We start from the raw sequence: 24,666 nt of genomic DNA on the forward strand, positions 1-24,666 counted from the left end.
GTCAGTTCTCGTAGACGTAGGGCGTCGTGGTGCTCAGCGCGTGGAAGCCGAGACGCGCCAGGATCGGTCGGCTCATGGACGAGGCGTCGACGTAGACGTAGCGGTAGCCCTGGGCGGCGGCGACGCGGACGCGGTGGGCGATCAGGGCGCGGTAGATGCCCCGGCCCCGCCAGGCCGCGACCGTGCCGCCGCCCCACAGCCCGGCGAACCGGGTGCCGGGCACCAGCTCCATGCGGGCGGCGGCGACAGGTTCGGCGCCGGCGAGGGCGGCCACGGCGACGACCGTGCCGGGGTCGGCGGCCAGGCGGGCCAGCAACTGGTGCCGCAGCCCGCTGCCGTCCGTCCCGAAGACCCGCTCATGCACGGCCACGACGAGGTCGACGCCGGCCGGATCGGCGGCCTCGACGAAGCGGACGCCGGCCGGCGGCGCGGCGTCCAGCGGGAGCCCGGCCACCTCGGCCACCATCAGCGTCTCCGCGGGCTCGGCCCGGAATCCGGCGGCGAGCAGCCGGTCACCGAGATCGGCCGGCTCGTCATGGGCGTAGAGCTTCCACTCGAAATCCAGGCCCAGACCGCTGAAGTAGGCGATCTGGTCGCGGACGGCCCGGTCCGCGTCCGCCGCGTCCAGGCCGGACCAGAGCACGCCGTTCCAGCCGTGGGCGTCCGCGACCTGACGCACCACCCCACCGGCCCGCTCGATCCGGGCCCCGGGTCCGTCGGGCCGGGCACCCTCGCGCAGGTCCCGGTCGTACACAGCGAGCACTGAGGCATGATCCATGGCCTCACTTCAGCACGCCGACCGGGCAGACACAAAGGATTTGACGGGCAGAGCCCGAGGATGCGACAGGCCGTCAGCCGCCGTCCGGCCGTACCGCCGCCAGGGAGGCGGCGAGGCGGTCGCGGTCGCGGGCCAGGCAGTCGGTGCGGGCCTGGACGCGGTCGATGTGCCCCCGGAGCAGGGCGGCCGTCTTCGCCGGCACGTCCTCGGGAGCCGGCACGAGACGACCCGGGCCGCAGAGGTACGGCAGGATCACACGGTTCATCTCGGTGGTCAGGCCGGAGTCCAGCAGGCCGCGGATCTGCCCCACCCGCGCGACCGCGGACTGCGGATCACGCCGGCCCTGGCGCTGGGCGTGCCCGCCGGTACCGCACTGGCCGCCGCGGTGGGCCGGCGAGCCGTGCTCGGTACGCTCGCCGTGCTCGCCGTGCCGCTCGTGGGCCGGGTACGGCTGCGGGTGCCGGCTTCCCGGGCGAGCCGCCGCACGGGCGCAACGTCGCCCCGTTCGCCGCACATGCGCGGTACGGCCGTACGGGCCTGGGGCTCGCGGTGGTCGGGTCCGCCACGGTGGCCGGTATCCGGCTCACCGGTGTGCTGGCCGACCGGAAGCCACGCCCCACGCTGCTCACGGCCCTCGGCCCGGTCGCGGCCGTGCTGCTGGTGCTGGGCCTCGGCCCGGGCCGGCCGACGCCGATGTGGCGGCCTCGTTGCAGACCACGGGGTACAACGCGGGCATCCGCCGGCAGGACCGGGCGGCAGCGCGGTCCAGGGCGGCGCCCCGGCGCCCGCCGCGTCCAGCGCCAGACCGCCGGTCAGCGAACCCGTGGCAAAACGCACTGGCCGGGTCGGCCGCGGTGGCCTTGGCCTGCCCCGCCGGAGATCATGCCGTGAGGAGGTGGGCCGATGCTACGGGACAGTGAGCTGCGGTATCTGCGCCGCTGTGTGGAGCTGGCGGCAGAGGCGCTGGAAGCCGGTGACGAGCCCTTCGGGTCGGTGCTCGTGGCCGGGGACGGGACCGTGCTGGCGGAGGACCGCAACCGGGTGGCGGACGGGGACCGCACCCGGCACCCCGAGTTCGAGCTGGCCCGCTGGTCGGCCGCGCACCTGACGCCCGAGGAGCGGGCGGCGGCGACCGTCTACACCTCCGGCGAGCACTGTCCGATGTGCGCGGCGGCGCACGCCTGGGTCGGGCTCGGCCGGATCGTGTACATCCTCTCCTCCGCCCAGCTCTCCGGCCTCCTTGCCGAGTTGGGCGTACCCGCGCCACCGGTGCGCACGCTGCCCGTGCGGGACATCGCGCCCGGTGTGTCCGTGGACGGGCCGGTGCCGGAACTGGTGGACGAGGTGCGGGAGCTGCACCGCCGCTGCCACACCGGGCACACCGACATCGCCTGAGGATCAGCCGAGTTCGAGCGTGGTGACGCCGAACACCCGCTCCCGGGCGTACGCGCGCACCGGACCCGTGTACATGCGGGCGGTCTCGAACGAGGGGCGCAGGCCCGCCTCTTCGGCGAGGGCGACGCCGGCCGCGTTGGGCTCGGGGACGTCGATCGCCACCTCGTTGCCGGCCGCCTCGGCGGTGAGGGCGGCGAACAGGGCGCGGGCGTCGTCGGCGGTGTCCGCGAAGAGGGGGCCGATGCGCAGGGTGTCGTGGCCGGGACGGAGCACGCCGTAGCCGGTGGGGCGACCGCCGTCCTCACGGACGACGGCACGGTGGCCGGGCGTGCTGAGCCACTCGGCGACGAAGCGGGGGCGGTCGGCGGGGTGGCAGGCGCTGTCGTAGGCGGTGAGCGCGGCCAGGTCGGCGGGCCCGGCGGGGCGGACGCCGGTGGGCGTGCCGCTCTCGGGGGCGGTGCCGGTGAAGCGGATGGTGCGGTAGGCGGAACGGAAGCCGGACTGACGGTAGTTGTGCTGCTGGGCGACGACTCCGTCCAGGCCGACGGTCCGGTTCCCGGCGTGGGCCAGCGCGGTCTTCCACGTGGTGAGCCCGTGTCCCTGGCCGCGCAGGTCGGGGCGGACCAGGTAGCAGCCGAGGAAGGCGTAGTCGGGGCCGTGGTTGACGACGGAGATGGCCGACACCGGCTCCCCCTCGATCCGGCCGAGGAAGAACCCTTCGGGATCCTGCGCGAAGAAGGCGGGCCCGTCGGACAGCCCGGGATTCCAGCCCTCCGCGGCCGCCCATCCGCTGATCACCGGCCAGTCGTCGAGGGTGGCCTGCGTGACGACGAGGTCGTGGGGGGTCGCAGAGGTCATCGATGCGCTCCGTTTCCGTCGAGGCGGGGCTGCCGCACGGCACGGCCGTCCGCCGGTCCGCCGACAGCATCCTTGCGGATCAACGGGGGCCGCGCCATGGGGAGTTCGGCCGATGCGGCTGGGCTCCGTCTGCGGGGCGAGGGAGTTGGGGGATGCTTGGCTACGGGGCGCCGGCGACCTGGTGGGAGGGGACCTGGGGACGCGGGGATCGGCCGGACCGGGGTCGCGGTGCCGTCGGCTGCTCGGCGGGGCGTGCGGCATCGGGTGATGGGCACACGTCATGGCCGGGTCGTGGTCACCGGCAGCGTTTGCGCCAGTCCCCGACACCGGCCCGCCGCGGCGGGCCGGTGTCCGATGACACCGCGCACGGCCCCGCCCGGGCCGGCGTCCGGTGGGGCCGTGCGAGGGGCGGGTCAGTGGGAGCGGCCCGGGCGGAAGCGGCGGTAGAGGATCGCGCCGGTGAGGAGGAGCGCGGCGCTGCTGGCGACGGCCGGGGTCGTCACGTCCGCTCCCGTGTGGGCCAGCGTGGAGGTCGCCGGGTGCGGGGCGGGGTGCGACCGGACGGGGGCCGGCGGCTTCGGGGCCCGGGGCGTCGGGGCCGGGGTCCGCGGGGGTCGGGTCGGCTCGTCGCCGGGTCCGTTGACCGACTGGTTGCCGTGGGCCGGGTTGCCGATGCCGACGACGTCGACGCTGTTCCCGCTGACGTTGACCGGCACGTCGACGGGGATCTGGATGCCGTTGCCCGAGAGGACCCCGGGCGAGTCCTCGGCGTCGCCGTGGGCGGAGGCCCCACCGGACGCGGCCGATGCCCCGTCCTCCCCCGTGCCGCCGTTGTTCCCGGTGTCGCCGCTCTGACCGCCGCCGGTGTTCGCGCACACGTTGCCCGCGGCCGGGTTGAGCAGTCCCACGACGTCCACCGTGTTGCCGCAGACGTTCACCGGCGCATGCACCGGCAGCTGGATGCCGTTGCCGGAGACCAGCCCGGGCGAGCCGGCCGCCGAACCGTGGGCGTCGGACCCGCCCGCCGCGAAGGCGGCGGACGCCGGCAGCGCCACGGCCAGCGCGCCGGACGCGGCGGCGACGGCGATCACACCGTTTCGGGTAGCCCGTCTCATAGGTTCCCTGCCTTCCAGACATCATCGCGAGCACTCACCCGCACCACCTAGAACGGAGTCGGACCAATCGGAGTTATGGCTAATCGGTCTTTCACCCCATCGAGCGGCACGGTTATCGAACTGCATGTAAAGCCGCTGAAAGATCAGCAACAGGGCGTGAAGGGCGCGCAGCGTACACCGGCGGGAGCCGCCCCGCTCGCCCGGAGGCGGGCCGTCCGGGGCCCGCTTAACCTGATCCGAGGGCGCCGTCCCCGGTCCGCGGCGGGCGCCCCGGGAGGCGAACGATGCTGGCCAAGCTGTCCACACGGCCCGCCGTCCGGCGCTGCGCGGGTGCCTCGGCCCTCGCTCTCGCGCTGCTCGGAGCCGGGCTGCCCGCGGCTGCCGCCGACCAGCCGCAGCCCGACCTGTCCCGGTTCTACCGGCAGAAGCTCACCTGGGCCGCCTGTCAGGGGACGGACATGCCGAAGGACCTCCAGTGCGCGAAGGTCACCGTCCCGCTCGACTACGCGCGGCCACGCGCCGGAACGCTCGACGTGGCGCTGGCCCGCTACCGCGCCAGCGGGACGTCCCGGGGCTCGGTGCTGCTGAACTTCGGCGGCCCGGGCGGCGCCGGCCTCCCCGCGCTGGCCACCGAGGGCAAGCAGTTCATGGACCTCACCAAGGGCTATGACGTGGTCACCTTCGACCCGCGTGGGGTCGGCCGGTCTTCCCCCGTCAGCTGCGGCGAGGGCAGCGACGTGGCCTCGGCCGTGACGGAGAAGGACACCGACATCAGCCGTCCGCAGATGCTGCTCAAGCGGTTGCGGCAGGCCGCCGACCAGTGCGCGCGGTTCTCCGGCCCGGTGCTGCCCCACATCGGTACCGTGAACGCCTCCCGCGACCTGGACGTCGTCCGCCAGGCGCTCGGCGACGACCGGCTCAACTACCTCGGCTTCTCCTACGGCACCCGGCTCGGCGCGGTGTACGCGGCGCAGTTCCCCGGCAAGGTCGGCCGGGTCGTCCTCGACGGCGTGGACACGCTGACCGAGTCGCTGGCCGAGCAGGGGGTGGCGGGGGCCGAGGGGCAGCAGACGGCGCTGGACGACTTCCTGGACTGGTGTACGACGGATCTCGGCTGTCCGTTCGGACAGGACCGGCGCACGGCAGGGGACGCAGTGGTCCGGCTGGTGCGCTCGCTCGACGAGAACCCGGTGCCCACGGGCTTCGGCGGCTCCTTCTCCGGCCAGGACCTGGTGGGCGCCATCGGACAGGCCCTGTACAGCAGGGAGCTGTGGCCCTCGCTGGAGCGGGCCCTGGCCTCGCTGGTCGAGGACGGCGACACCCGGCGCGTCCTGGCCTTCGCCACGGGCGGCATCGGCCTGCCCCGCGAGCGGCACCGGACGGACGGCGGGCTGGTCGACGCCCAGGACGTCCCGGCGGACAACCTGCCGGCGGCGCTGATGGCGATCAACTGCGCGGACGACCCCGACCGCCCCACCGCGGCACGGCTCACCAAGGACCTGAAGGACCTGCGGGCCGCCTACGACCAGGCCTCGCCGGTCTTCGGCCGCTACCGGCTCACCCAGCTGCTGCTGTGCTACGGCCGGCCCAAGGGCACCGACTTCATCCGCGACCGGGTGAAGAACGTCCGCTCGGAGAAGATGCTGCTCGTGGGCACGCGCGGCGATCCGGCGACGCCGTACCGGTGGACCATGGAGACGGCACACCGGCTCGGCCCGTCGGCAGTGGTGCTCGACAACAAGGGTGAGGGCCACACCGGGTACTCGTCCTCCATGTGTGTACACCGCAAGGTCAACGACTTCCTGCTGTACGGCTCGCTGCCCGCGAGCGGCAGCTCGTGCCCGGCCGACGCGACCCGCCAGAGTGTCACCTCGGACAGCACCGGCTAGGGGCGCACGCCGGGGCCGCCGGTCTCCCTTCGCGCCGGCGGTGCCGGATGTGGCGCATCCGGGTGAATGCCGCGCACCGGGGCAACCTCCCGGCCACGCCGGCCGTCCCACTCGACAAGGCGCGCCAGGCCGCCGTATCCCGCCGTATCCCGTACGTGACCCTGACAGGGAGCCCGTCATGCGCATTCGCGCCGCCATCGCCGTACCCGCCGCCTCGGCCGCCGTGGCGGCTCTGCTGGTGACCGCGCCGCAGAGCCAGGCCGCCACCGGCCAGGACCGGCCCGCCCGCTGCGCCGAGAAGGCGCTGACGATCCGGGCGAAGGCCGTGACCGGCCACCCGACCGTGCTGCGCACCAGCGTCACCAACCGCGGCACACGCGCGTGTGTCGTCGACCGGGTGCCCACGGTGACCTTCGGGGATCTGGACGGGGCCGCGCTGCCGGTACCGGAGGGCGGCACGGGCACCTACCGGCTCGCGGCGGGCGGCACGGCCTACGCCGACGTGCGGACCATCGCCGACCCGGCGGACCCGGAGGCCCGCCGGGTGGTGGGGGTCGGGGTGGCGGCGTCGGCCGCGCACTGGGGCCACTCCTTCACCGCGGGGCGGCTCGGCACCGGGCGCCGGGTGCTCGTCTGGGAGCCGGTGACCACGTGGTGGCAGCGCTCGGCGGCGGCCGCGGACCGCGCCATCGGGCTCGGCCGATCGGCTCAGTCGAGCACCAGCTCGGGCGAGTAGAGGTCCAGCCACCCCGCGAGGTCCAGGGTGCGTTCCAGGCCGCGCCGCGCCGCCTGGGTGCTGACCGGCGCTTCGCGTTCGGCGGCCTGCCGGACCCGGTCCCGGTCGACGAGGTCGAAGACGGGGTGGGAGGGCCGGGCGAGCAGGTCCTTGGTCTGCTCCTGGAGGGCGCGGGCGTAGCGGGGGTCCTGCGTGGACGGGTACGGGCTCTTGACGCGCTCGTACACCGAGTGCGGCAGGACGTCCGCCGCCGCCTCCCTCAGCAGGCTCTTCTCCCGGCCGTCGAAGGACTTCAGGGCCCAGGGCGCGTTGTAGACGTACTCGACCAGCCGGTGGTCGCAGAACGGCACCCGGACCTCCAGTCCGACGGCCATGCTCATGCGGTCCTTGCGGTCGAGCAGCATGCGCACGAAGCGGGTCAGGTGCAGGTGGCTGATCTGCCGCATCCGGTACTCGAAGTCGCTCTCGCCGTCCAGCCGGTCGATGCCGGCGACGGCGGTGCGGTAGCCGTCTGCGACATAGCTTTCCAGGTCCAGGGACTTGGCGAGGTCGGCGCGCAGCACGCCGGCGTCCTCGCCGAAGTGGCGGCCCATGGTCGTCAGCCACGGGAAGGTGTCGGCGCGGCGCGCCTGCTCGTCGAAGAACTGCAGGTAGCCGCCGAAGACCTCGTCGGCGGACTCGCCGGACAGGGCCACCGTGGACTTCTCCCGGATGGCGCGGAAGAGCAGCAGCAGCGAGCTGTCCATGTCGCCGAGGCCCGACGGCAGGTCACGGGCCCGGATGACCTGGGCGCGCACGGCGGGGTCGGCGAGGGCTTCGGAGTCGAGCACGATGTCCTGATGGTCGGTGCCGGCGAGCCTGGCCACGTCGTGCACGAAGGGCGTGTCGGGGGTGCCGCGCAGTTCGTCGGCGACGAAGTTGTCGGCCTGGCCGACGAAGTCGACGGCGAAGCTGCGCACCTTCTGGCCCTCGGCGGCGAGTTGGCGGGCGGCCAGCGCCGTCATGGCGGAGGAGTCGAGCCCGCCGGAGAGCAGGGTGCAGCGCGGCACGTCGGCGACCAGCTGGCGGCGCACGATGTCGTCGAGGAGCGAGCGCACGGTGGCGATGGTGGTGTCGCGGTCGTCGGTGTGCGGGCGGGTCTCCAGGCGCCAGTACACGCGGGTGGACAGGCCGGAGCGGTCGACGGTGACGACCGTGCTGGGCTCCACCTCGCGCATGCCGTCCCAGAAGGCGTGACCCGGCGTCTTGATCATGACGAACAGCTCGCGCAGGCCGTCCAGCGTGACGCGGGGCCGGATCAGGGGGTTGGCGAGGATCGCCTTGGGTTCGGAGCCGAACAGGACGCCGTCGGCGGTGGGCTGGTAGTAGAACGGCTTGATGCCCATGCGGTCGCGGATCATGACCAGCTTGTCCTGGCGGCCGTCCCACACGGCGAACGCGTACATGCCGTTGAGCCGTTCGGCGACGGCGTCGCCCCACTCCAGGTAGCCGCGCAGCACGACCTCGGTGTCGGAGTCGGTGGTGAACCGGTGGCCGCGGTCCGTGAGTTCCCGGCGCAGCTCGGTGAAGTTGTAGGTCTCCCCGGAGTAGACGAGGGCGACGGTGCCCTCGGGGGTCGGCAGGGACATCGGCTGACGGCCGCCGGGGAGGTCGATGATGGCGAGCCGGCGGTGTCCCAGAGCGGCGGGGCCCTCGGCCCAGGTGCCGCGGTCGTCCGGGCCCCGGCAGGCCATCGTCTCGGTCATCGCATGCAATGTGGTCGCCTCGGCCGTCAGGTCACGGTCGAAGGAGACCCATCCGGTGATGCCGCACATGCGCTACCTCCTGCCTCCGGCTGCCCGTCGGCCCCCGTTGACCTGCGCCTTCATGGTCACGGACGGTCGCCCCGGCAAACCAGTTGTACCGAGCATCTATATGACGAGCGTCCGTCAGGCGGTCCGCCGAGTCAACGCGGCTGTAACACCGCCCGGGCGTCCACCCCATGGTTTCGGCCGCGTTCTGCCTCAGCGAAATCGGCGGACAGGCCCGCCACCGGACGCGGGGCGAAACGAACCGGCCACAGGCAAAAACTTCCTCAAGCGGCCCGAGCGGGACGCCCCCGCTACGGCTTCGCGGTCAGAAACGAGTCCAGCGCCCCGGTCAGTTCGGCCGGCTTCTCCACCGGCAGTTCATGGCCCGCGTCCAGGACGCGGACGACCGCGTCGGGGCAGGCCTTGGCCAGCCGGAGCATCTGCCGCACCGGCAGCTGGACGTCGTGGTAGCCGTGCACCATCAGGGTCGGCACGGCGATCTGGCCGGCCCGGTCCAGGACGTCGAAGGCCCGCATCGCGCCGTAGAGCGTCATGACGACCTCGCGCGGGGTGGCGGCGGAGGCGCGGATGTGCGCCCGGATCTCCTCACGCGGATGGCCCGGCGCGAAGGCGCGCCGGATGTTGGCGGCCACGAACAGCCGGAACGGCACCAGGGTGGAGGCCGCCATCAGCAGGCCCCGGCCGCGGCTGTAGGTCATCCGGCCGATGGAGTTGACCAGCACCATCCGCTCCAGCCGCGCGGGGTGCGCGAGGGCGACGGTCTGCGCGATCATCCCGCCCATCGAGTGGCCGACCAGCGCGCACCGCTGCACGCCGAGGTGGTCGAGGAGCGCGACGACGTCCCGGGCCAGCTCGGCGATGGTCCGCACCCCGGCGCCCGTGCTCTCGCCGTGCCCGCGCAGATCCAGCCGGATCGCCCGGCGCCGCGCGGAGAAGTGCGCCATCTGGTGGTCCCAGCGGTGCCGGTTCGCGGTCCAGCCGTGCACGAACACCACGGGCACCTCCGCCGCGTCGCGCGGACCCTCGTCGTCGTACGTCAGCGTCGCTCCGTCGACGTCGAGCTGCGGCATGAAGGCCTCCTGGGTGTGGCACGGTCCGGTTACTGACGAGTACGGTAATCGGCCTCGGGGACCGCGTCACCGCCGTCCGCCGGGAATTCCAGCGGCGGTCAGCCGAGGCACGAGGCCCGGATTACCCCGAATGCCGTAAAGGTGAATCCGCCCTATCGTCGTGTCATGGAGCACGCACTGAGTCCCGCGACCCTCGCCGAACTGCGGCGCCCGCGCCCCTATCCGGCAGTCTCCGTGCTGACCCCGACGCACCGTCGGGAACGCGGAAGCGGCCAGGATCCGGTCCGGCTGCGCAACGCGCTGACCGAGGCGCGCAGACGCCTGGAGTCCGACCCCGCCGTCACCCGCGAACGGCGCGCCGACGTCGTGGCACAGCTCGACCGCGCCCTAGCGGAAGTCGACCTGACGCATGCCGAGGACGGCCTGGTGATCTTCGCCGCGCCGGGTGAGCACCAGGTCTGGTCCCTGGCCCGGCCCGTCCCCGAGCGGGTGGTGCTGTCCGACACCTTCCTCACCCGCAACCTGGTCGCCGCGCACACCGCCGAGCGGCCCTACTGGGTGCTGTCCGTCTCCGCGGACCGCGTCACTCTGTGGAGCGGCGGCCCGGACCGGGTCGTGGAGGACCATCTGGGCGGCTTCCCGCTGGAACGCCGACGGGAGAACTTCGACGCCGAGCGCCAGATGCGGATCGGCGATCTGCCGAGCACCTTCCGCGACGAGGGCACCCGCCAGTTCCTGCGCGAGGCGGACACCGCCATGGGCACGGTCCTGCGCGAAGAGCCCCGGCCGCTCTACGTCATGGGCGAGCAGGCGGCACTCTCTCTGCTGGACGAGGTCGGCAGCGTCGCCAAGTCCGCGGTCCACGTCCCGCACGGCGGCCTCGGGCACGCCGGCCCCGACGCGGTCTGGCAGGCGCTGCGCCCGGTGCTGGCGGAGGAGTCCCGCAAGGACACCACGGCCGTGGTCAAGGAGCTGACCTCGGCGCGCGGTCACCGGACGTACGCGGCCGGGCTGGACGAGCTGTGGCAGAGCGCCCGCGAGGGCCGGGTCCGGCTGCTGGCCGTGGAGGAGAACTTCCGGGCCACCGTCCGCGATCTCGGCGAGCATCTGATGCCGGCCGAACCCGGCGACCTGGACGCCCGCGACGACATCGTGGACGAGATCGTCGAGCAGTGCCTGGAGACGGGTGCCGAGGTGCGCTTCGTGCCCGACGGCACGCTGGGCGACGCCCACGGCATCGCGGGAGTGCTGCGGTACTGACCCTGAGGGCCCGCCCTTGCGTCGGCGTACGCTACGGCGTGATCGTCGGCGTAAGGGAGCGCACACATGGGTGACCCGCTGGGTGTGGCGGTACTGGGTGCCGGACACATGGGGGCCGATCACATACGACGGCTCGACCAGGTGGTCAGCGGAGCCAGGGTCGCAGCGGTGGCCGACCCCGATGCCGAGCGGGCCGCGTCAGCGGTGGCCGGGCTCGCCGGGGTCAGCGTGCACACGGACCCGGTGGCCGCGCTCGACGCGCCCGGTGTGGCGGCCGTCCTGATCGCCTCCCCCGGCCCCGCGCACGAGGAGGCGCTGCTCGCCGCCTTCGCCCACCGGCTGCCGGTGCTGTGCGAGAAGCCCATGGTGCCGGACTCCGCCGGTGCCCTGCGGGTCGTGGAGGCCGAGGCGGCGCTCGGCCGCCGGCTGGCGCAGATCGGCTTCATGCGCCGCTACGACGCCGAGTACCGGCGGCTGAAGGCGCTGCTGGACGGGGGCAGCCTGGGCCGGCCCCTGATGCTGCACTGCACGCACCGCAACGTCTCCTCCCCCGCCGGCTTCACCAGCGCCATGCTGATCAACAGTTCTGTCTCGCACGAGATCGACGCGGCCCGCTGGCTGCTCGGGCAGGAGCTGACCGCGGTCACCGTGCTGCGGCCCACGCCGTCCTCGGGTGCGCCCGAGGGCCTGCTCGACCCGCAGTTCGTGCTGTTCGAGACCGAGCGGGGCGCCCTGGTGGACGTGGAGGTCTTCGTGAACAGCGGCTTCGGCTACCAGGTGCGCTGCGAGGCCGTGTGCGAGGCGGGCAGCGCCCAGATCGGCGACGAGCACACCATGGTGGTGACCACCCGGGGCGGCGCCCGGAAAGAGGTGGCGCAGGACTATCTCGTCCGCTTCGCCGACGCCTACGACCGTGAGCTGCAGGCGTGGGTCGACGCGACCCGGCGCGGCGAGGTCACCGGGCCGGACGTGTGGGACGGCTACGCGGCGTCCGTCGTCGCCGAGGCGGGGGTCCGGGCGCTGGAGACGGGAGGCCGGGTGGCCGTCGACCTGGCCCCGCGTCCGGACTTGTACGTCACCGCGAGCCGCTGACGCCGGCGGCGCGGGCCGGCGCCGTCCGGCTGGTTGACGACCGAACGGCCGCCGCTCAGGGTGTCACCGCCTCACACCCCGCCGAACAGCGCGCTCAGCCCCCGCTCCACCACGCCGGCCACGTCCTCCTGCCCGCTCGGCACCACCTCGTACGTGCGCACCAGGAAACGCCGCAGCGACGACGCCGGGAACAGCAGCAGGGCCATGCCGTGCGGTGAGTGGAACTCCACGACCGTCCGGGTACGGCCGTACGGCCATATCTGCACGTCCCCGTGGCCGGCGGGGGCCCGCAGCCCCTGGTCGAGAAGGGTGCGCGCGAAGGTCCAGGTGACCTCCTCGCCGTGCAGCGCGGCCTCGGCCGGGAAGTCCACGAACACGGCGAGGGGGTCGGCGGCGGTGTACCGAAGAGTGGCGGACACCGGGACCTCCTGGTCCTGGGCGGTGATGAGCCGGGCCTCGGCGAGCTGTTCGACGGTGATGTCCATGCTCTTAAGGAGTCAGCGCAGCCCTGTCGCATGCCGCCAATTCCGGTCAGAGTTCGGCAGGTACCGGCCGCTCCGCGCCGCCATGGAACAGAGAAACGTCGAACACGCGCTTGAACGCCGCGTCCGGACGGCGCCGACTCGCTCAACTCGCGTACCGGCGCTACGACTTGATCACCCTGGCACGTACGTCATTCGTACCCGCGGGTCGCTCCGGGAAGACTCTGGCATATGCCGGAAGCACCACCGTATCGTGTGTTGCCAAATCCCTTACAGGGCGTCGCGGGCTGTGCGACAGTCGTAGCGGTCCCCCGTCGTCCCCGTCGTACCGTCCCGCATCGGAGTGCGTCATGCCGTCCCCAGTCTCCGCGGACCGCCCAGCCGCCCAGCCACCCGGGCGCGGCTCGGTCGAGGCGCTGATCACGCAGGCGCGGCGACTCAAGGGCGACGTGAACGCCGTACGGCGGGACACCCGGAGCGACGGTGCGGACCCCGAGGAACGCTGGCAGCGCGCCCTGTACGACCTCGCCCTGCACCAACTGGACGACCTGGACGCCCACTTGGCCCAGCTGCGGGACGGTCCGCCGCCCGCCCCGGCCGAGCCCGCGGCGCCGCCCGCCGGACGGCCGGCGCCGACCGCCGCCCCGAGCGGCTCGCTGCTCTGCCGCGTCGGCAGCGCCGAGTGGAATCTGCTGACGGACGAGGCCACCTGGTCCGGCGAGCTGTACCAGATCCTCGGCCTCGACGCGGCCCGTCCCGCCCTCACCCTGGACGAGCTGCCCAGCCTGGTCCTGGACGAGGACCGGCCGAAACTCACCGCGATGGTCACGGACTGCCTGGTCGACGCCAAGCCGATCGACGGCGAGTTCCGTGTCGTACGGCCCGACGGCTCCGTGCGGACCGTGCACATGATGGGCGAGCCGGTGCTCGGCGCCGACGGCGGCACGACCTCCATGTGGGCCGTGCTGCGCGACGTCAGCGAACTGCGCCGCAGCCAGCGGACGGTACACGAGACCCGTGACTCGCTGCACCGCCACCGCCGGCAGGAGCAGACCGAGCACCGGATCGCGGCAGAGCTGCAGGAAGCCGTGCTGCCGCCATGGCGCGGCTCCCTGCGGCTCCCGCGCCAGGGGCCGGGCACGCTGGACCTGGCGGCCCACCGCCTCCCGGCCGCGACGGCCACGCTGCTCGGCGGCGACTGGTACGACGCCCTGGAACTGACCGACGGCCGGACCCTGCTCAGCGTCGGCGACCTCACCGGACAGGGCGTCGCCGTCGCCTCCGGCATGGCCACGCTGCTCGGCGCCGTACGCGGGATGGCGATGGCCGGCACGGAGCCCGGTCAACTGCTCACCCTGCTCAACCAGTTACTCGACACCACGGTGCAACCCGCCCTCGGCAGCGCCGTCTGCTGCCGCTACCAGCCCGAGACCCGCACGCTGGTCTGGGCGCAGGCAGGACACCCCGCCCCGCTGCTGTACCGCGACGGGACGGGGCGCGTGCTGAACACACCGGACGGCGTCCTCCTCGGCGCCTCCTCGGGCGCCGTCTACGGACAGTCCGTCGTCACCCTGCGACCGGGCGACCTGCTCCTCCTGCACACCGACGGGCTGATGTCGGGCCACAGCAGGACGGCGGCTGTGGACCGGCTTCTCGGCCTCGCCCCACGGTTCGGCGCGGCGCGCACCGCGCAGGACTGTGTGCGAACGGTCGTCGAGGAGTTCGGGGGAGCCGGGCGCGAGGACGACGCGTGCGTGCTCGTCGCCAGGGTCACGACCTGACGGTCACCACATGAGCGACCCTCCGGGTCGGGCAGGCACAGGCCCCCTATGCCTGTGCGCTGTTGCCGTTCCCCTTGGCCCTCGGCTTGGGCAGGGCGAGCCTGATCTCCTCCCGCAGCTCATGGATCTTCGGATATCCGGCGTACTCCGCGGTCAGCCGGTACATCTGTCGCAGCCGGTCCCAGGTACGCCGGGAGGAGTTCGAGCCCATCGACATCAGGGCCAGCCGGGCGTAGCGGTCGGCCTGTTCGGGATCGTCGGCGATGAAGCAGGCCGACGCCATGGACAGATGGTCGAAGATCTTCGACCGCTCCCGCCCGTCGACGCGCAGGGCGAGGGCCTTCTCCGCGTAGTACTGGGCGGGCGCGGCCGCGCCCGGGTCGAACTCCGCCAGCGTGCGGTACGCGAGCGCCTGCATGCCGTACAGATCCTCGTCCTTGAAGGTCTGCATCCAGTCCGGCGGTTCCACGTCCTGCCGGTCGGAGACGAAGAGGTCCTCCGCCTGCCCGAGCGTGCGGCGCATCGCCTGGCCCTTGCCCATCGACGCCTGCGCCCAGGCCTCGATCGTGTGGAACATCGCCTTCGTCCGTGGCTGCAGGCGGTCCCCGGCGCCCGACTGGGCGAGCTTCATCAGGTCCAGGGCGTCGTCCGGCCGGCCGAGGTGCACCATCTGCCGGGCCGCCCGGGACAGCGCCTCACCCGCGCGCGGCCGGTCACCGCCCTCTCTGGCGGCGTGGGCGGCGATGACGAAGTACTTCTGCGCCGTGGGCTCCAGGCCGACGTCGTGCGACATCCAGCCCGCGAGGACGGCGAGGTTGGCCGCGACGCCCCACAGGCGCCGCTGGAGATGGGGTGGATGGTGGTAGGCGAGCATGCCGCCCACCTCGTTGAGCTGGCCCACGACCGCCTTGCGCTGCAGCCCGCCGCCACGGGCCGCGTCCCAGGCGCGGAACACCTCGACCGAGCGCTCCAGCTCCTCGATCTCCTGGGACCCGATGGGGGCGGCCTCGTAGCGGTCGAACCCGGCGGGGTCGGCGTGCAGGGGGTCGTCGAGGACAGGGGCATCGGCCTTCAGGGCCGGGTCGGTGTGCAGCCAGTCGCGCATGGAGCTGCTGAGTGTGGATCCCGCGGCGAGCGCTGCACCCGCGCCCACCAAGCCGCGTCGGTTGAGCATGAGGTCCATTCCCGTGAATTCGGTGAGGACCGCGGCGGTCCGTTCGGGCGCCCACGGCACACCGTCGGGATGTTCCTCGATCCCGTCGCTCTGCCGTTTCCCCGTACGCCCGTGCCGCACCAGACCTAGGTCCTCGATGGTCACGACACGGCCGAGACGCTCGGTGAACAGGGCCGCCAGCACCCGCGGCACCGGATCGCGCGGGATCTCTCCCATGTCGATCCACCGCCGCACCCGGGAGGTGTCGGTCGCCAGCTGGGGGTGGCCCATGGCCGCCGCCTGCCGGTTGACCAGCCTCGCGAGTTCGCCCTTCGACCAGCCGGCCAGGCCGAACAGGTCCGCAAGGCGGGTGTTGGGTTGTCCGCTCACGTCAAGCCCCCAGGTTCTCGGCTGAGTTGACAGTAGCCCGGTGGAGGTTGCCGGGCGACTATTCGCCACGGTTCGCCAGGGTCCGCCAGATGGTGTGCCACCGGCCATCGGGTGTCAGGTAGGAACGCGCCACCCCGACCCGGTCGCCACCCGCATATGACGGCCGTATACGGCCGAGCACGGCGGGCAACGACGGGCACATTCCCCAGGGTGTACCCGGACGGCCGGGCCGGGTGGGCGCACGCTCCCGGAACCACGCTCACGGGGCACGGAACCTGAGCATGAGTTCGGGACGCGGATGTACAGGCAGGCACCGCAGGCACACGAAGGGATCTGTTTCTCCCATGTACGCAGCATCGTCCTCCGTGTCCGCCCCGCCCCGGCCGCTGCGCCCCCGCCCGGCGGGCGGCGGGCCCTACCTCGACCCGGCGCCGCGTGCGGCCGGTCCCGTACCGGTCGCGGGCCGGACCCGGCGGCTCCCGGGCCAGCCCGGGACCCAACCGCTCAGCGGAAGGCTGGACTTGTCCGGTCCCCAGGGCGCGCAGCTACGCACCGCGCTCGCCTCGGTGCACCGGATCTGCCCGGAGTTCGCCCCGGTGCAGATCCTGCGGCGCAGCGGACGGTCCGTCCTCCTCGTCGGGACGACAGGGCGCAGCACCGCCGTCGCCAAGTGCCTCCTGGACCACTCGCCGGCCTGGGCGGAGCGGAGCCGCCAGGAAATAGCCGCATACCGCTCGTTCGTCCGGCACCGGCCACCGGTCCGGGTGCCGAGGCTGATCGCGGCGGACCCGGACAACTGCACGCTGGTGATCGAGCGGACGCCGGGCCGGACGGCGGCGTTCCAGCGGCATCCGATGGAGGCCCCGCCGCGCGCGGACATCCGGGCCGCGCTCGGCGCGATCTGCCGGGTGAACGCCTGGCGGCCCGCGGCGGGCACCTTCGACATGCCGCTGGACTACGCGGCCCGGATCTCCCGGTACCACGAGCTGGGTCTGCTCACCGACCGGGACCTCGGCGACCTGCAGAAGCTGCTGCACGGCATCGCCCATGAGGTGGGCCGGCACGGCATGCTCCAGTTCTGCCACGGCGACGCCCTGCTGTCGAACATCCTGCTGTCACCGGCCGGTCCAGTGCTGGTGGACTGGGAGCACGCGGGCTGGTATCTGCCGGGGTACGACCTGGCGACGCTGTGGCTGGTCCTCGGGGAAGCGCCGGTGGCCCGGCGGCAGATCAGCCAGATCGCCCAGTCGGCGGGCCCGGCCTCCCGGGACGCCTTCCTGGTGAACCTGATGCTCCTGCTGACCCGGGAGATCCGTACGTACGAGACGGCCGTGCAGCGTTCGATGCACGACACGGCCCCGGCGGCACCGGTCACGGCCCACCCGGGTGCCACGCCGTCCGGCGAGGAACAGCGGCTGCTGCTCAGGCGGTTGCACGACGACTGCCAGATGGCCCGCAAGGCCGTCCGCGCGGCTGTGGGTACGCGCTGACGTGTAGGAAGGTCCGCGGTGCGCCCTGAGCGGCGGCGTACCGCGGACCTTGGTACACGTGCCCGGACTTCGAGATCCACTGGTGTATGCCAGTGACGCCCCGCAGGCCCGCGCGCCGCCGCCGCGAAACTCGCCGGAAACCCTCTGTGACATGGGAAATCGCCATCCCGAAGGCATCATTGACGGATCGTCGGCAAGCCGGTACCACTGACCCAGCTCTGCGCCGTACGCCCCACCACGCCCCGCCCGTCACAGGAGGCCGCATTGCGACGATCCGCCACCGACCCCACGTCCACACCCGGCCACAGACGTCTGCGGCGGACCGCCGTCCCGCTCGCCTCCGCGGCCCTGCTGCTGCCCCTGCTCGGCGCCGCGCCGGCCCCCACCGCCGCGGACACCGCCACGCACCGGCTGCAGGACGCGTTCGCCACCGCGGCGGCCGACTACCACGTGCCGCAGAGCGTTCTGCTGGCCGTGTCCTATCTCCAGTCCCGCTGGGACGCGCACGGCGGCGCGCCGAGCGTGACCGGCGGCTACGGCCCGATGCACCTCACCGACGCCCGGACGGCACTCGCCACCGCGGAGCACTTCGCCGAGGGGACGGAGGACGCCCGGGGCGACAGCGCCCGTGCCGCGTTCCACCCCGCCGTCGAGGTGCCTGCGGAGCCGGCGGTCCCGGCCCGCCTGAAGACGCTGCCGAGGGCCGCGGAGCTGACCGGCATCCCCGCCGAGGAACTGCGTACCGACCCGGCGGCGAACGTCGCGGGCGGCGCCGCCCTGCTCGCCGCCGCGCAGAAGGAGCTGGGCGAGCCGCTGAGCGCCGACCCGGCCGACTGGTACGGCGCGGTGGCGCGGTTCTCCGGCGCCGACGACCGGGCGACCGCCGCCGCGTACGCCGACGACGTGTACGACGTGCTGCGCACCGGCGAGGAGCGCGTCACGGACGACGGCCAGCTGGTGGCCCTGACCGCCCGGCCGGGGCTGACCGCCGACACCGGTCAGCTGGAGCGGACCGGACTGCGCACGCTGTCCACGGACGGCACCGAGTGCCCGAAGTCGGTGTCCTGTGTGTCGGTCCCAGCACCGTACGAGGAGTTCGGGGACAACGACTACGGCAACCACGACCTCGGCGACCGCCCGGCGTCACAGAGCGTCAGGTACATCGTCATCCATGACACGGAGGGTGCCTGGGAGGGGGTCATGAACCTCATCCAGGACCCCACCTATGTGTCCTGGAACTACACGATCCGCTCCACCGACGGTCTGATCGCCCAGCATGTCAAGGGCAAGGACGTGGCCTGGCACGCCGGCAACTGGTACGTCAACGCCAAGTCGATCGGCATCGAGCACGAGGGCTTCCTCGCCTCGCCGGACGCCTGGTACACGGAGGCGATGTACCGGTCCTCGGCGCGGCTGGTGCGGTACCTGGCCCGGACGTACGACGTCCCGCTGGACCGGCAGCACATCCTGGGCCACGACAACGTACCCGGTCCGACCGCGTCCACCGTCCCGGGGATGCACACGGACCCCGGCCCGTACTGGGACTGGCGGCACTACTTCCAGCTGCTCGGCCACCCGTTCCGGCCCACGGCCGGCCGGCACGCCGCAGTGGTGACGATCCTGCCGGACTACACCTCGAACCGGCCCGTGTACACCGGCTGCACCACCAAGGGCGAGCCGTGCGCGGCGCACGGCTCCAGCGAGGTGCGGCTGTACACCGACCATGACGCGACCGCCCCGCTGGTCAGGGACATCGGCCTGAAGACGGACCCGACCGACGGGGTGAACGATCTGTCCTCGCGGGTCTCCACCGGGCAGCAGTACGCGGTGGCCGACCGCTGGGGCGACTGGACGGCCATCTGGTACCTGGGGCAGAAGGCCTGGTTCCGGAACCCGGTCGAGGACCCGACGGCCGTACCGGCGAAGGGCCTCGTGGTGAGGCCGAGGGACGGCCTGGCGAGCATCCCGGTGTACGGCCGCGCCTACCCGGAGAAGGAGGCCTACCCGGCGGGCGTCCCCGCCCAGTCGGTGGTGCCGCTGCCCTACACGATCCCGGCCGGGCAGACGTACGTGGTCGGTGACGAGGTGCCGGGCGAGTACTACTACGCGGTCACCTTCACCCCCGGCTCGCACCGGGTCGTGGCGGGCAAGGACCTGTACTACGAGATCCAGTACGGCCACCGGGTCGGGTTCGTCCGTGCGGCGGACGTGACGCTCGAAGGGGCGGCGCACTAGCCGGGGTGTCTCACCCCGGCGCCCGTCCCTGCTCTCAGCCCTGCTGGAAAAGCTCCGCCGGGAGCGGCTTCAGCAGGGCGTACAGGTCGTCGGTGATCGGGCGGTCCCAGGCGGCGATGGTGACGAGGACGCCGTCGCTGCGATCGAACTGGACGCAGGAGATCCGGCTCTCGGAGAGCTTCAGCCGCCGCACGATGAGGAGGTTGTCTCCCTGGAGCACCGGGGTGTCCTCCACACCGACGACGGTGACCTCCTCGTCGTTCTCCAGCGCCAGCAGCAGCTGCCCCACCTCGAAGGGGATCTCCCCCTCGGTGACGTCGCGGGCCGGGGAGCCCTCGGGGAGGTTGCCGATGATCATGGCGGGGCCGCGTCCGCCGAACAGGTCGTAACGCAGGAAGACGCCCTGGCAGGTGCCGTCGGGGGCGGGCAGCAGGCCCGCGCCGAGGTTGCCCGGCCAGTCGCCCGGGTCCATGGCCAGCACGTCGAAGTCGGGTCCGGCGGGGGTCGCGCTGCGGCGGCGGAGGAACGACATGCGGCCATGGTACGTGTCCGGGCTCCGGTGGGTGACCTGTGGGCGCCCGGGAGATCGGCTAGCGCAGGGGGCAGCTGGTGAGCAGGGTCGCCGGGTCCGCGCCGGCCGGGCGGGCGACGGTGCGGTCGGCGGGCGGGCGGCCGGCTCCGGCGAGCCAGCGTTCCAGGGCCGTGAAGGCGGAGCGGTGGCAGGGCACCATCGGGCGGAGCCGGCCGGGGAAGGCGTCGGCGAGCGAGTCGGTGTGGGTGCCGTCCTCGATGCGGTAGTAGCGCAGCAGGGAGCCGCGGCCGGCCTGGTGGACCATGCGCGCGTAGACGTCGGAGTCCTGGCTGATCGGCAGCAGCACGTCGAGGGTGCCCTGGAGGGTGATCAAGGGCTTGCCGATGCGTCCGGTCAGAGCGATGCGGTCGACCGCCCGGTGGACGGCGGCGGGCCGGTCGGCGTAGGCGTAGTCGGCGTCGCAGGCGGGGGTGCCGGAGGCGCAGTACGGGGTGCCCGCCTCGGTGTCGCCGTCGTAGCCGGGGTCGAGTTCCTCCCGGTAGATCCGCTGGGTGAGGTCCCAGTAGACCTGGTGGTGGTACGGCCACAGGAACTCGGAGCCGGCCGGGAAGCCGGCCCGGTGCAGTGCCGCCTCGGCCTCGGCGGCGCCGGGGCCGCCCGCGGCGTAGTCGGGGTAGTGGCGCAGCGCGGCCGGCAGGAACGTGAGCAGGTTGGGGCCGTCGGTGCGCCAGAGGGTGCCCTCCCAGTCGACTCCGCCGTCGTACAGCTCGGGGTGGTGCTCCAGCTGCCAGCGCACCAGGTAGCCGCCGTTGGACATGCCGGTGGCGAGGGTGCGGGCCGGGAGCCGGTGGTAGCGCTGGGTGACGACCGTGCGGGCGGCGCGGGTGAGCTGGGTGAGGCGGGTGTTCCATTCGGCGATGGCGTCGCCGGGGCGGCGGCCGTCGCGGTGGAAGGCCGTGCCGGTGTTGCCCTTGTCGGTGGCGGCGTAGGCGTAGCCACGGGTGAGCACCCAGTCGGCGATGGCCCGGTCGTTCGCGTACTGCTCGCGGTTGCCCGGGGTGCCGGCGACCACCAGGCCGCCGTTCCAGTGGTCGGGCAGCCGGATGACGAACTGGGAGTCGTGGTGCCAGCCGTGGTTGGTGTTGGTGGTGGAGGTGTCCGGGAAGTAGCCGTCGATCTGGATGCCGGGGACGCCGCTGGGCGTGGGCAGGTCCTTGGGGGTGAGGCCCGCGTAGTCGGCCGGGTCGGTGTGGCCGGTGGCGACGGTCCCGGCGGTGGTCAGCTCGTCCAGGCAGGCGGCCTGCTGGCGGGCGGCGCCGGGGACGTGCAGCCGGGCCTGGCCCGCGCAGTGGGCGTCCGCCGGCCCCGGGCCGACGGGTGCCGCGGTGGCGGGGGTGACCAGGAGGGAGCAGGCGGCGGCGAGCGAGAGCGCGCCCAGCGCGGTGCGCCGGGCTGCCCGGGTGTGCCGTCCGGGGCGGGCGGACCGACCGGGCCGGTCGAGCGGTGGTGTGGGGTGGGGACACATGTGGTTCCTCCGGCGGGTTGGGGACGCGCTGGAGGTTAGGGGCGGTGTGGGGGTTCCGGACATGTGTGGGGCCGCCATGATGACGGCGCGTTCGGCGGCGCCGGGCACCATGGCGGCCCTTCTTGGTCGCTGACTGGCTGTCAGGGGCAGCCGCTGTCGGCGAGGGTGAAGTAGCCCGCGGGCGACTCCTTCAGGGTGTGGGTGACGAACGTGTTGTACAGACCCATGTTCTGCTGGGATCCCTTGGCGTAGGTGTAGCCGCCGCTGGTGGTGGCCCGTCCCGCCTGTACATGGGCGTAGTTGCTCGCCGTCCAGCAGGCGGCGGTGCCGCCGCCCGGGTCAGGGTCCGGGCCGCCCGGGTCGCTGGTGTCCAGGCCGAAGAACCGGGCGATCCAGCGGCTGGAACAGATCGAGTCGAGGAAGTACGGGGCTCCGGTGCTTCCGCACTGTTCGCTGCCGGTGCCCGGGTCGACCGGGGTGCCGTGTCCGATGCCCGGGACCCGGTCGACCTCGACGGCGACCGTGCCGTCGGCGGCCAGGTACTGGTCCTGCCGGGTGGCGTCCGGCCCGATCGTCGTCGTGCGCGTGGGCGTCTGGGACAGGCCGTGCAGGGCCGTCCACTGGTCGCGCAGCTCGGTGGCGTTGCGCGGTACGACGGTGGTGTCCTGGTCGCCGTACCAGATGGCCGTGCGCGGCCATGGCCCGCCGTAGGACGGATAGGCGTCCCGCACGCGCTGGGCCCACGCGGCCGGGCTCAGGTCGACGCCGGGGTTCATGCAGGTGTACGGGCTGTTGTCCCTGGTGCAGTCGTAGGGCAGGCCGGCGACGACCGCGCCCGCCGAGAACACGTCGGGGTAGGCGGCGAGCATGACCGCGGTCATCGCGCCGCCGGCGGACAGGCCGGTGACATAGACGCGCTGCGGGTCGGCGCCGTAGGCGGTGACGGCGTGGCCGGCCATCTGCCGGACGGACAGGGCCTCGCCCTGGCCGCGCCGGTTGTCGCCGGCCTGGAACCAGTTGAAGCACTTGCTCGCGTTGTTGGCGGTGCCGGTCTCGGCGAGCACCAGCAGGAAGCCGTCGCGGTCGGCGAGTTGCGGCAGCCCGGAGTTGTCGGCGTAGACCTGGGCGCTCTGGGTGCAGCCGTGCAGGGCCACGACCACCGGCGGGTGGGCCGGCAGGGTGGCGGGCCGGTACACGTACATGGTGAGGGCGCCCGGGTTGGAGCCGAAGTCGCTCACCCGGGCGAGCGTGACGGCGGCGCGGGCCTGGGGTGCGGGGCCGGCGAGCGCGGTGCCGAGGACGACGGCGAGGACGGCGAGAAGGCGGGGCAGGAGACGAGGCAGCAGGCGGGCCCGTGGTGGGGCTCCGGGTGCCCTGCTGAACGGGGGCAGTGGCATGGCGGCTCCTTCGGTGGACACACGGGTCCCGGCCGCTCCCGCGGGGGCGGCGCCTGGCGCGCCGGGCGCGGCGGAACCAGCCGGGAGTGCCGGAACCATAGGTTCGGGTGTGTCCGGGCACCATGGCGCGGCGCACCACAGCGGTCGGAGCGTCCGTCGGCATCGGACGGATTGCGGAGCGCGGTGCGGTCTGCTACGCCTACGTCACCCTGGCATCACTCCGCCGGCATCACTGAGCCGACCGCACTCTGCCGGCCTCGCTCCCCGGCCGCACTCCCCTGTCGGCGCTCCTCGGCCAGCAGTCACTCCTGTGGTGGAGCCGGCGGCACCACCGCGACCGGGCTCGCCGCGTGCAGAAGCACGGCCTGGGTGACCGAGCCCATCATGCGGGCCGGGGCGAGCAGCCGCCGCCGGTGGCGGCCGACGACGACCAGCTCGGCGTCCTTCGAGGCCGCGACGAGGTGGCCGGCCGCGTCGCCGGGCAGTGCCTCGGCGTCGGCGCGTACCTCGGGATGCCGCTCGCGGTGCGGAGCGAGGAAGCCCTCGGCGAGGGTGCGGGTCTCGTTCTGCACGGCGTCCTGGTCGATCAGGGGTGGCACCAGTTGGCCGGGCGCCGACCAGGTCTGCACCGGCCACGGGTAGGCGGCGATCACCTGGAGCCGGGCGTCGCGCAGGGCGGCCTCGGCGAACGCGAAGGCGAGGACGGACTCGTCGGGGCTGTCGACGTGCAGGCCGACGACGACCCGCGGCCCGGGCTCGGCCGGTCCCTCCCCGTGCACCTCCCGGCCCGGCCGGGGTACGACGACCACCGGGCACTCGGCGTCCCGGGCGGCGGCGAGGCCGTTGGAGCCGAGCAGCAGGCTGGCGAAGCCGCCGCGCCCGCGGGAGCCGAGCACCAACAGCTGGGCGTCGCTGCCCAGTTCGGGCAGGACGGCACCCGGTACGCCCTCCAGGGCGAGGTATTCCACGGCCGGTGGTCCGGCGTGTTCCGCGAGCCGGCCGCGCACCTCGTCGAGCACCGGATCGCCCTCAGCCTCGGGCGGCCCGGCGACCAGCACGTCGGCCTGACCCCAGGCGGCGTACTGCCGTACGTGCACCACGCGCAGCGGTGCCGCGCGGCGGCGGGCGGCGTCCAGGGCCCAGTCCAGGGCGCGCAGGCTGTCCGCGGAACCGTCGACCGCGGCGATGACCGGCGCAGCGTTCATCCTTACCTCACCTCCGGAACACGACCTTCCCTTGCTGGGGCCAGCCTGGCTCAGGTCCGGCCCCGGCAGGGCGCTGCCGGTCGCGTGTCCGGAAATCCGGGCGGAACACCCCCGGTTCAGGTGAGGTCGAACTCGCCCTCCCGCGCGCCGGAGACGAAGGCGCCCCATTCCGCGGGGGTGAAGATCAGGGAAGGGCTCTCCGGCCGGCCGCTGTTGCGCATCGCGACGAAGCCCTCGACAAAGGCGATCTGGACATCGCCCAGACCGCGGCTGCTGGACTGCCACTCGGCCTTGCTGAGGTCCAGCTCCGGCTTGTCCCAGCCCGCGAGCGGCTGCTGCTGGATGGTGCTCTCGGCCACGTCCCTGCTCCTCCCGGTTCGTCGTCCGCGGGTCAGCCTAGCGACCGGTCGCTACGGCGGACAGGGCACGCGGGGAGAACCCTCCGGCAGGCCGGCCGGTCGCTCCGTCGGGA

The 24,666-nt window shown here is 73.4% G+C and carries 21 protein-coding genes; 8 read left to right on the forward strand and 13 right to left on the reverse strand.

Annotated features, from left to right (window positions below; all coding sequences use genetic code 11):
• Window position 1 precedes the first annotated feature (1 nt).
• Window positions 2–778, reverse strand: coding sequence for a GNAT family N-acetyltransferase (locus AB0L21_RS29755; RefSeq protein WP_365702723.1), 777 nt, complete (start codon window positions 776–778; stop codon window positions 2–4).
• Window positions 779–851: 73 nt separating this feature from the next.
• On the reverse strand, window positions 852–1,088 hold the full coding sequence (locus tag AB0L21_RS29760) for a hypothetical protein (protein WP_365787527.1): 237 nt from the start codon (window positions 1,086–1,088) through the stop codon (window positions 852–854).
• A gap of 593 nt (window positions 1,089–1,681) precedes the next feature.
• On the opposite strand from AB0L21_RS29760, the gene AB0L21_RS29765 reads away from it, so the two are divergent.
• Window positions 1,682–2,173, forward strand: coding sequence for a nucleoside deaminase (locus AB0L21_RS29765; RefSeq protein WP_365787529.1), 492 nt, complete (start codon window positions 1,682–1,684; stop codon window positions 2,171–2,173).
• Between the two features lie 3 nt (window positions 2,174–2,176).
• Here AB0L21_RS29765 and AB0L21_RS29770 read toward each other — a convergent pair whose 3' ends face one another.
• Window positions 2,177–3,031, reverse strand: coding sequence for a GNAT family N-acetyltransferase (locus tag AB0L21_RS29770; protein ID WP_365787531.1), 855 nt, complete (start codon window positions 3,029–3,031; stop codon window positions 2,177–2,179).
• 413 nt (window positions 3,032–3,444) lie between these two features.
• Window positions 3,445–4,146 carry a chaplin gene (locus AB0L21_RS29775; RefSeq protein WP_365787533.1) on the reverse strand — a complete coding sequence of 234 codons (702 nt, stop codon included), beginning with the start codon at window positions 4,144–4,146 and terminating at the stop codon, window positions 3,445–3,447.
• Between the two features lie 284 nt (window positions 4,147–4,430).
• On the opposite strand from AB0L21_RS29775, the gene AB0L21_RS29780 reads away from it, so the two are divergent.
• Together AB0L21_RS29780 and AB0L21_RS29785 are read left to right on the forward strand one after the other, a co-directional pair.
• On the forward strand, window positions 4,431–6,035 hold the full coding sequence (locus AB0L21_RS29780; protein WP_365787535.1) for an alpha/beta hydrolase: 1,605 nt from the start codon (window positions 4,431–4,433) through the stop codon (window positions 6,033–6,035).
• 178 nt (window positions 6,036–6,213) lie between these two features.
• Window positions 6,214–6,771, forward strand: a complete 558-nt coding sequence (locus AB0L21_RS29785) for a DUF4232 domain-containing protein (RefSeq protein WP_365702711.1) — start codon at window positions 6,214–6,216, stop codon at window positions 6,769–6,771.
• On the opposite strand, the gene asnB is transcribed toward AB0L21_RS29785, so the two are convergent.
• Window positions 6,744–8,585: an asparagine synthase (glutamine-hydrolyzing) gene (gene asnB / locus AB0L21_RS29790; protein ID WP_365787537.1), complete on the reverse strand. Its 1,842-nt coding sequence runs from the start codon at window positions 8,583–8,585 to the stop codon at window positions 6,744–6,746. The genes AB0L21_RS29785 and asnB overlap by 28 nt on opposite strands.
• A gap of 287 nt (window positions 8,586–8,872) precedes the next feature.
• Window positions 8,873–9,652, reverse strand: coding sequence for an alpha/beta fold hydrolase (locus AB0L21_RS29795; RefSeq protein ID WP_365787539.1), 780 nt, complete (start codon window positions 9,650–9,652; stop codon window positions 8,873–8,875).
• A 165-nt stretch (window positions 9,653–9,817) separates the two neighbouring features.
• Between AB0L21_RS29795 and AB0L21_RS29800 the strand changes: the two genes are divergently transcribed.
• Complete coding sequence (locus tag AB0L21_RS29800) at window positions 9,818–10,912, forward strand: chemotaxis protein (protein ID WP_365702703.1); 1,095 nt, start codon at window positions 9,818–9,820, stop codon at window positions 10,910–10,912.
• Between the two features lie 66 nt (window positions 10,913–10,978).
• Window positions 10,979–12,004 (forward strand): Gfo/Idh/MocA family oxidoreductase, encoded by a 1,026-nt coding sequence (locus tag AB0L21_RS29805; RefSeq protein ID WP_365787540.1) that lies wholly within the window; start codon window positions 10,979–10,981, stop codon window positions 12,002–12,004.
• 71 nt (window positions 12,005–12,075) lie between these two features.
• Here AB0L21_RS29805 and AB0L21_RS29810 read toward each other — a convergent pair whose 3' ends face one another.
• Window positions 12,076–12,489 (reverse strand): SsgA family sporulation/cell division regulator, encoded by a 414-nt coding sequence (locus tag AB0L21_RS29810; protein ID WP_365702699.1) that lies wholly within the window; start codon window positions 12,487–12,489, stop codon window positions 12,076–12,078.
• 347 nt (window positions 12,490–12,836) lie between these two features.
• Here AB0L21_RS29810 and AB0L21_RS29815 point away from each other — a divergent pair, with 347 nt between their 5' ends.
• Window positions 12,837–14,267: a SpoIIE family protein phosphatase gene (locus AB0L21_RS29815; RefSeq protein ID WP_365787542.1), complete on the forward strand. Its 1,431-nt coding sequence runs from the start codon at window positions 12,837–12,839 to the stop codon at window positions 14,265–14,267.
• Window positions 14,268–14,313: 46 nt separating this feature from the next.
• Here the strand turns inward: AB0L21_RS29815 and AB0L21_RS29820 are convergent, their stop codons facing one another.
• On the reverse strand, window positions 14,314–15,810 hold the full coding sequence (locus AB0L21_RS29820) for a hypothetical protein (protein WP_365787544.1): 1,497 nt from the start codon (window positions 15,808–15,810) through the stop codon (window positions 14,314–14,316).
• Window positions 15,811–16,154: 344 nt separating this feature from the next.
• Between AB0L21_RS29820 and AB0L21_RS29825 the strand changes: the two genes are divergently transcribed.
• Together AB0L21_RS29825 and AB0L21_RS29830 are read left to right on the forward strand one after the other, a co-directional pair.
• The gene (locus tag AB0L21_RS29825) at window positions 16,155–17,300 is read left to right on the forward strand and encodes an aminoglycoside phosphotransferase family protein (protein ID WP_365702692.1); all 1,146 of its coding nucleotides are present in this window, start codon (window positions 16,155–16,157) and stop codon (window positions 17,298–17,300) included.
• Window positions 17,301–17,564: 264 nt separating this feature from the next.
• Entirely contained in the window at window positions 17,565–19,535 is a 1,971-nt protein-coding gene (locus AB0L21_RS29830; RefSeq protein ID WP_365787546.1) for an N-acetylmuramoyl-L-alanine amidase, read from the forward strand.
• A 34-nt stretch (window positions 19,536–19,569) separates the two neighbouring features.
• Here the strand turns inward: AB0L21_RS29830 and AB0L21_RS29835 are convergent, their stop codons facing one another.
• The 5 genes from AB0L21_RS29835 to AB0L21_RS29855 all read right to left on the reverse strand — a co-directional run bounded on the left by AB0L21_RS29835 (window position 19,570) and on the right by AB0L21_RS29855 (window position 24,553).
• Window positions 19,570–20,067, reverse strand: coding sequence for a hypothetical protein (locus AB0L21_RS29835; protein WP_365702687.1), 498 nt, complete (start codon window positions 20,065–20,067; stop codon window positions 19,570–19,572).
• A gap of 58 nt (window positions 20,068–20,125) precedes the next feature.
• Window positions 20,126–21,592: a 3-hydroxybutyrate oligomer hydrolase family protein gene (locus AB0L21_RS29840; protein ID WP_365702685.1), complete on the reverse strand. Its 1,467-nt coding sequence runs from the start codon at window positions 21,590–21,592 to the stop codon at window positions 20,126–20,128.
• A gap of 140 nt (window positions 21,593–21,732) precedes the next feature.
• A complete protein-coding gene (locus tag AB0L21_RS29845; protein WP_365787548.1) occupies window positions 21,733–22,989 on the reverse strand; it encodes a PHB depolymerase family esterase in 1,257 nt (418 codons plus the stop codon).
• A gap of 302 nt (window positions 22,990–23,291) precedes the next feature.
• The gene (locus AB0L21_RS29850) at window positions 23,292–24,194 is read right to left on the reverse strand and encodes a universal stress protein (protein WP_365787550.1); all 903 of its coding nucleotides are present in this window, start codon (window positions 24,192–24,194) and stop codon (window positions 23,292–23,294) included.
• A gap of 116 nt (window positions 24,195–24,310) precedes the next feature.
• Window positions 24,311–24,553, reverse strand: coding sequence for a DUF397 domain-containing protein (locus AB0L21_RS29855; RefSeq protein WP_365702678.1), 243 nt, complete (start codon window positions 24,551–24,553; stop codon window positions 24,311–24,313).
• Between the last annotated feature and the right edge of the window lie 113 nt (window positions 24,554–24,666).

The sequence above is a fragment of the Streptomyces sp. NPDC052721 genome (assembly GCF_040678315.1).
Classification (GTDB): Bacteria; Actinomycetota; Actinomycetes; order Streptomycetales; family Streptomycetaceae; genus Streptomyces.

Excerpts from the sequence above, each read along its gene's own strand:
- AB0L21_RS29755 (WP_365702723.1), bottom strand. The coding sequence starts at position 778 with ATGGATCATGCCTCAGTGCTCGCTGTGTACGACCGGGACCTGCGCGAG.
- AB0L21_RS29765 (WP_365787529.1), top strand. The coding sequence starts at position 1,682 with ATGCTACGGGACAGTGAGCTGCGGTATCTGCGCCGCTGTGTGGAGCTG.
- AB0L21_RS29770 (WP_365787531.1), bottom strand. The coding sequence starts at position 3,031 with ATGACCTCTGCGACCCCCCACGACCTCGTCGTCACGCAGGCCACCCTC.
- AB0L21_RS29775 (WP_365787533.1), bottom strand. The coding sequence starts at position 4,146 with ATGAGACGGGCTACCCGAAACGGTGTGATCGCCGTCGCCGCCGCGTCC.
- AB0L21_RS29780 (WP_365787535.1), top strand. The coding sequence starts at position 4,431 with ATGCTGGCCAAGCTGTCCACACGGCCCGCCGTCCGGCGCTGCGCGGGT.
- AB0L21_RS29785 (WP_365702711.1), top strand. The coding sequence starts at position 6,214 with ATGCGCATTCGCGCCGCCATCGCCGTACCCGCCGCCTCGGCCGCCGTG.
- asnB (WP_365787537.1), bottom strand. The coding sequence starts at position 8,585 with ATGTGCGGCATCACCGGATGGGTCTCCTTCGACCGTGACCTGACGGCC.
- AB0L21_RS29795 (WP_365787539.1), bottom strand. The coding sequence starts at position 9,652 with ATGCCGCAGCTCGACGTCGACGGAGCGACGCTGACGTACGACGACGAG.
- AB0L21_RS29800 (WP_365702703.1), top strand. The coding sequence starts at position 9,818 with ATGGAGCACGCACTGAGTCCCGCGACCCTCGCCGAACTGCGGCGCCCG.
- AB0L21_RS29805 (WP_365787540.1), top strand. The coding sequence starts at position 10,979 with ATGGGTGACCCGCTGGGTGTGGCGGTACTGGGTGCCGGACACATGGGG.
- AB0L21_RS29810 (WP_365702699.1), bottom strand. The coding sequence starts at position 12,489 with ATGGACATCACCGTCGAACAGCTCGCCGAGGCCCGGCTCATCACCGCC.
- AB0L21_RS29815 (WP_365787542.1), top strand. The coding sequence starts at position 12,837 with ATGCCGTCCCCAGTCTCCGCGGACCGCCCAGCCGCCCAGCCACCCGGG.
- AB0L21_RS29825 (WP_365702692.1), top strand. The coding sequence starts at position 16,155 with ATGTACGCAGCATCGTCCTCCGTGTCCGCCCCGCCCCGGCCGCTGCGC.
- AB0L21_RS29835 (WP_365702687.1), bottom strand. The coding sequence starts at position 20,067 with ATGTCGTTCCTCCGCCGCCGCAGCGCGACCCCCGCCGGACCCGACTTC.
- AB0L21_RS29840 (WP_365702685.1), bottom strand. The coding sequence starts at position 21,592 with ATGTGTCCCCACCCCACACCACCGCTCGACCGGCCCGGTCGGTCCGCC.
- AB0L21_RS29845 (WP_365787548.1), bottom strand. The coding sequence starts at position 22,989 with ATGCCACTGCCCCCGTTCAGCAGGGCACCCGGAGCCCCACCACGGGCC.
- AB0L21_RS29850 (WP_365787550.1), bottom strand. The coding sequence starts at position 24,194 with ATGAACGCTGCGCCGGTCATCGCCGCGGTCGACGGTTCCGCGGACAGC.